Source organism: Micromonospora tarensis (assembly GCF_016803395.1).
Lineage (GTDB): Bacteria > Actinomycetota > Actinomycetes > Mycobacteriales > Micromonosporaceae > Micromonospora > Micromonospora tarensis.
Map to the genome: position 1 here is coordinate 1 of NZ_JAEVHL010000329.1, position 5,603 is coordinate 5,603.

At 73.5% G+C, this 5,603-nt stretch carries 4 protein-coding genes and 1 pseudogene; 2 read left to right on the top strand and 3 right to left on the bottom strand.

Annotated elements, in window-relative coordinates; all coding sequences use genetic code 11:
• Positions 1-442: pseudogene (locus JM949_RS32905) on the top strand (serine/threonine protein kinase); the annotation flags it as partial.
• Positions 443-564: 122 nt separating this feature from the next.
• The gene (locus tag JM949_RS32910; protein WP_203151963.1) at positions 565-1,827 is read left to right on the top strand and encodes a nucleotide sugar dehydrogenase; all 1,263 of its coding nucleotides are present in this window, start codon (positions 565-567) and stop codon (positions 1,825-1,827) included.
• A gap of 78 nt (positions 1,828-1,905) precedes the next feature.
• On the opposite strand, the gene JM949_RS39440 is transcribed toward JM949_RS32910, so the two are convergent.
• From JM949_RS39440 to JM949_RS32920, 3 genes are all read right to left on the bottom strand, one after another.
• The gene (locus JM949_RS39440; RefSeq protein ID WP_309232432.1) at positions 1,906-3,114 is read right to left on the bottom strand and encodes an ABC transporter permease; all 1,209 of its coding nucleotides are present in this window, start codon (positions 3,112-3,114) and stop codon (positions 1,906-1,908) included.
• Complete coding sequence (locus JM949_RS39445) at positions 3,093-4,379, bottom strand: ABC transporter permease (protein ID WP_309232433.1); 1,287 nt, start codon at positions 4,377-4,379, stop codon at positions 3,093-3,095. Before JM949_RS39445 ends, JM949_RS39440 begins: the two co-directional genes overlap by 22 nt.
• 147 nt (positions 4,380-4,526) lie before the next feature.
• A complete protein-coding gene (locus tag JM949_RS32920; RefSeq protein ID WP_203151964.1) occupies positions 4,527-5,192 on the bottom strand; it encodes a response regulator in 666 nt (221 codons plus the stop codon).
• Positions 5,193-5,603: the final 411 nt, after the last annotated feature.

Consider the following 5,603-nt stretch of genomic DNA (forward strand, 5'->3'; position numbering starts at 1 on the left):
CGGGACGCGGCCCGGACGACGGCGCGGGCCGCTGGTCGGTGCGGCCGCGGTGGCGCTGGTCGCGTTGGTCGGGCTCGGCGCGGCACTTGGCGCGGCGCGCAACGCCGGCGAGGACCCGGCGGTCAATCTGCCGACCAACTCCCCGACGGTGGCGCCGACCGGCCCGCAGGAGCTGCCGGCGGCGAACGAGCAAGCCGCCACCGGCGACCCCCAACGGCCCGACCGGCACGCCCCGAACAACTCCCCGTCGGCGTCGGTCACCGCCACGCCGACGACGCAGCCGAGCCAGTCGACCAGCCCGCCGACGCCCACCGCCACGGTCACCACGGGAGCGCCAAGCGTGCCGCCGACGACCGGGGCGCCCAGTGAGCATCCGCCGCCGTCTGATCCGCCCACCAGCACGGGCGCGCCCACCGACCCGGAGGCCCCGACCGGCGGTTGAGTCGGCCGCCCGCCTGTCGCACCCGTCCCAGCAGCACCGATATCCCCAAACCGGACTTACGACGCCGAAGTCGCCCCTAGGCTCTCAGCAGGCCATTTCCACAAACTGCCGCGGGAGCCTGGGTGAGCGCTGAAAAGCTGGTCGTGATCGGTCAGGGGTACGTCGGACTGCCGCTGGCCATGCGTGCGGTAGAGGCGGGGCTCGACGTGGTCGGCCTCGACGTGGACGCCGACCGGGTGAAGCGTCTGGCCTCCGGTGAGTCGTTCGTCGAGGACATCCCGACCGACCGGTTGGGCCGGGCGTTGGGCAGCGGCCGCTACCACCCCAGCACCGAGTACACCACGGCCGAGGGCTTCGACATCTGCGTCATCACGGTGCCGACCCCGTTGCGCGACGGCACCCCCGACCTGAGCTTCGTCGAGCAGGCCGGCATCGGTATCGGTCCGTACGTTCGACCGGGCTGCACGGTGATCCTGGAATCGACCACGTACCCGGGCACCACCGAGGAGCTGCTGCGCCCGCTGTTGGAGTCGGCCAGCGGGCTGACCAGCCCCGGCGACTTCCACCTCGGCTACAGCCCGGAGCGGATCGACCCGGGCAACCCGAGCTGGCGGCTGGAGAACACCCCGAAGGTGGTCTCCGGCGTGGACCGGGCGTCGTTGACCCGGGTCGACGAGTTCTACCAGCGCCTGGTGGAGCGCACGGTTCCGGTGGACTCCACCCGCGTCGCCGAGCTGACCAAGTTGATCGAGAACACCTTCCGCCAGGTCAACATCGCGTTGATCAACGAGCTGACCATGCTCTCGCACCACCTCGACATCGACGTCTGGCAGGCGATCGACGCCGCCGAGACCAAGCCGTTCGGTTTCCTGCCGTTCCGGCCCGGCCCCGGCGTCGGCGGGCACTGCCTGCCGATCGATCCGTGCTACCTGTCGTGGCAGGTCAAACGTCGCCTCGGCCGACAGTTCCGGTTCATCGAGCTGGCCAACGACGTCAACCACGAGATGCCCGAACACGTCGCGCAGCGGATCATGGCGGGGCTGAACCGGGACGGCCGCGCGGTCAGCGGCGCCCGACTGCTGCTGCTCGGCCTGGCGTACAAGAAGAACACCGGCGACATGCGGGACTCCCCCGCGGTCGACGTGGCCCGTCGGCTCCAGGCCCTCGGCGCCCAGGTGCACGCGGTCGAGCCGTACGCGGAGGCGCACCAGATCCCGGCCGGGGTGACAGTGGTCGGGCTGACCGAGCGGGAGGTCCGGGCAGCCGACGCGGTGGTGGTGGTCACCGACCACGACGCCTTCGACTACGACCTGGTGGTCAGGCACGCCCGCTACGTCTTCGACACCCGCAACCGGTGCGCCGGCCCGATGGTCGAGCGCCTGTAGACCCGGCACCGCTGGCCGGTCCCGCCGTCAAAAGGCGGTCGGGACCGGCCGGCGATGTCCGTCCTTCCCCCGGGCGGCTCACTGGTCGGCGAGCGCCTCCACGACCGGGCGGGACAACGCCCGGCGGGCCGGCAGCACCGAGGCCAGCAGGGCGGCCAGCACCGCGACGCCGAGGATCAGCCCGAGCTGACCGAGCGGTAGCACCACGTGGAAGTCGCCGCCGAGGCGGTCCAGCAGCGCCATCGCGGAGGCGCTGACACCGGCGCCCAGGCCGACGCCGAGCACCGCGCCGACCAGCGCCATCAGCACCGCCTCGATGGCGAGCACCACCCGCATCCGACCCCGGGTGAGCCCGACCGCCCGCAGGACGGCGTTCTCCCGGGTCCGTTCGACCACCGACAGGCTCAGCGTGTTCGCCACGCCGACCAGGGCGATCACCACCGCGAGGCCGAGCAGCGCGGTGACGAAGGCGAGCAGCATGTCCACCGTGCCGGTGAGCATCTTCTTGTACGCGCCCTGGTCCATCAGGTTCACCGTCGGGTAGCGGCCGAGCACCGCCTCGATGGCGTCCCGGGCCCGCTCGGCGTCCACCCCCGGGGCGGGGTCGATCTCGGCCAGGTAGCCCCGCTGACCGGGGAAGAGGGCGGTGAAGTCCGGGTCGGCCATGTCGATGACGTGTCCGGTGGGCGCGGCACGGCCGGGCGTGTCGTCGGTGACGACGGCAGCCACCTGGAACGACCGCCCGCGCACGGTCACCGGGGAGCCGACCTGCCAGCCGCGGGCCCGCGCCAACTCCTGGTGCACCAGCACCCGTCCCGGCCCGACCCGGGCGGGGTCGCCGGCCAGCACCCCGCTCAGCGTCCGACCGACCAACGCCGGGTCGGCGGCGCGGATCTCGACGTCGTCGACGACTGCGCGACGCTGCTCGTGCACCACACCCAACTCGGGGCGGGCGGCAAGCTCACCGGCGAGCGCGACGGGCAGGTCCTGACCGATTCCGCTGACCACGAAGTCGGTCCCGATCTGGGCGTCCACGCTGCGTTCGATGCCGTCCTTGGTGCTGCGCGCGCCGACCATGAACGCCGACACCAGGCCGATCCCGATCACCAGGGCGGTGGCCGTGGCGGCGACCCGGCGCGGGTTGCGCACCGTGTTGGCGACCGCCAGCTCACCGGTGGCGCCGAGCAGGCGACGGACCGGCCAGCCGAACACCCGGGCCAGCGCCGGCACGAGCAGCGGCCCGAACAACACGATCCCGAAGAAGGTCAGCACGCCGCCGAGCGCCACGAGCAGCAGCTGACCGGTGCTGGCGGCGCCGGCCAGCGCGGCGACACGACGGCCAGCACCACCGCGCCGACGGTCAGCCGGAGCCGACCGGCGCCCCGGCTGGGCTGCACGGCGGCGTCGGTGAGCGCGGCGACCGGGGCGACCCGCGTCCCCCGCCAGGCCGGCAGCAGGGCGGCGCACACGGTGAGCGCCGTGCCCAACAGCAGGCCGGTCAGCACTGTCGACCCGGCCACCGTCAGGCCACCGGTGACCGGCACGTCCAGCCGGGACATCAGCAGCCGCAGCCCACCGGCGAGAGCCACCCCGAGCAGCACCCCGAGCGCGGAGGCGACCAGCCCCAACACCGCCGACTCGAACACGGCGGCCCGGAAGACCTGCCCCCGGGTGGCGCCGATCAGGCGCAGCAGCGCGGTCCGTCGGGTGCGCTGTGCCAGCACGATCGCGAAGGTGTTGGCGATCACGAAGCCGGCCACCACGATCGCGACACCAACGAAGATCAACAGCAGCATCCGGAACTGGTCCACATCGCGGACCGCGTCCTCGACGGCCTCGTCGAGGATCTGCTGGCGGCCCTTCACTGTGGCGTCGGCGCCAACCACCGCGCGCACCCGCTCGGTCACCGCCGCGACCGGGACACCCGGTCGGGCCGCCACCAGGATCCGGCCGTAGCCCCGCTCACCGGTGAGCGCCAGCGCGTCCGGCCCGACCAGGCCGACGAACGGACCGCCGACGTCGCGGGCGGTGCCCGCCACATCGACGGTGCCGACCACTGTGTACGGGCGGGCCGCGCCACCGGTGCCGCCGATCCGGACGCTCGCACCGAGCGCGAAGCCCTCCTCGGCCGCCGTCGGCGCGTCGAGCACCACCTCCCCGGGCCGGTCGGGCAACCGGCCGGCGACCACGTCGTACGAGCGCAGCGCGTCCTCGGTGGGGATGGCGACGAGCATGGTGAAGCCGAGCACCGGCCGGCCGTCGGCACCGACGATCCCGGCGGTGTTGGTCAGCTCGCCGCCCGCCGCGGCCACCCCGTCGACAGCACGTACCCGGTCGACCACTGCCGCCGGCAACACCTCCCGACCCGTCGAGTAGACGCCCAGGTCGGTGTGGCGGTCGAAGCTGCCAGCCCGCTCGTACGCCCCGGCGCGCATCCCGTCGACGAAGATCATGGTGCCGGCGACGAACGCGACGCCCAGCACGACGGCCAGCGCGGAGAGCAGCATGCGCAGCGCCTCGGCGCGCAACGAGCGCAGGGTCAGGCGGATCAAGGAGGGCTCCCGGTGCAGGTGGCGGATCGGACCCCTCCGACGCTATGGCCGGCACCGGTCAGTCGATCTCCACCTGCGCGCTCGACTCGCGTGCGCCCCGGGTCGTGGTGCGCCCGGCGCGGGCTACGACCCAGGTCGTACCCGGCGTCACCCGCCGGGCGTGACCAGCCCGCTCTCGTACGCCAGGACCACGGCCTGCACCCGGTCGCGGAGCTGGAGTTTCGCCAGGATCCGCCCGACGTGCGTCTTCACCGTCGCCTCGGCCACGTGCACCCGGGCGGCGATCTCCGCGTTGGACAGCCCCTGGGCGACCAGCAGCAGCACCTCCCGTTCCCGGTCGGTGAGCTGCCCGAGGCGAGGGTCGGCGCTCGGCGCGGCCCCGAGCTGACCGGCGAACCGGTCCAGCAACCGTCGGGTGATCGAGGGCGCCACCACCGAGTCGCCCTGGGCCACCACCCGGATCGCGGCCAGCAGCTCCTCCGGCGGGACGTTCTTGAGCAGGAATCCGCTCGCTCCGGCCTGGAGCGCGGCGAACGCGTCCGCCTCGGTGTCGAAGGTGGTCAGCACCAGCACCCGGGGTCGGCCCGCGGGTCGGTCGGCGCAGAGCCGTCGGGTCGCCTCCACCCCGTCCATGGTGGGCATCCGGATGTCCATCACCACGACGTCGGCCTCGGTGCGGGCGAGCACCCGCAGGGCGTCCGCGCCGTCGATCGCCTCCCCGACGACCTCCAGGTCGGGCTGGGAGTCCAGCACCATCCGGAAGCCGGCGCGGACCAGCGCCTGGTCGTCCACGATCACCACCCGGACCGTCATGCCGCGATCACCTCCGATGCCGGCTCTGACGGTAGCGGTAGCCGAACCTCGACCTGCCAGCCCCCGGTCGGCCGGGGACCGGCGGTGAGGTGGCCGTCGTACACCGTGACCGTTCCCGCATGCCGAGCAGGCCGTGACCGCCGGACGGCGCCGGACTGACCAGCGGGCGGCCCCGACCGTCGTCGACCACCCGGACCTCGACGGCTGCCGCGGTGTACGCCAGCACGACCTCGACGCCGCGCCGACGCCGGCGTGTTTGAGCGCGTTGGTCAGCGCCTCCTGCACCACCCGGTAGACGGTCAGCTCCAGTCCCGGCGGCACTGTCGGTGCCGCACCGGTGACGGTCCGTCGGATGCGCAGCCCGGCGTCGTCGAACCGGGCCAGCAGGTCGGGCAACTCGGCCAGGGCGAG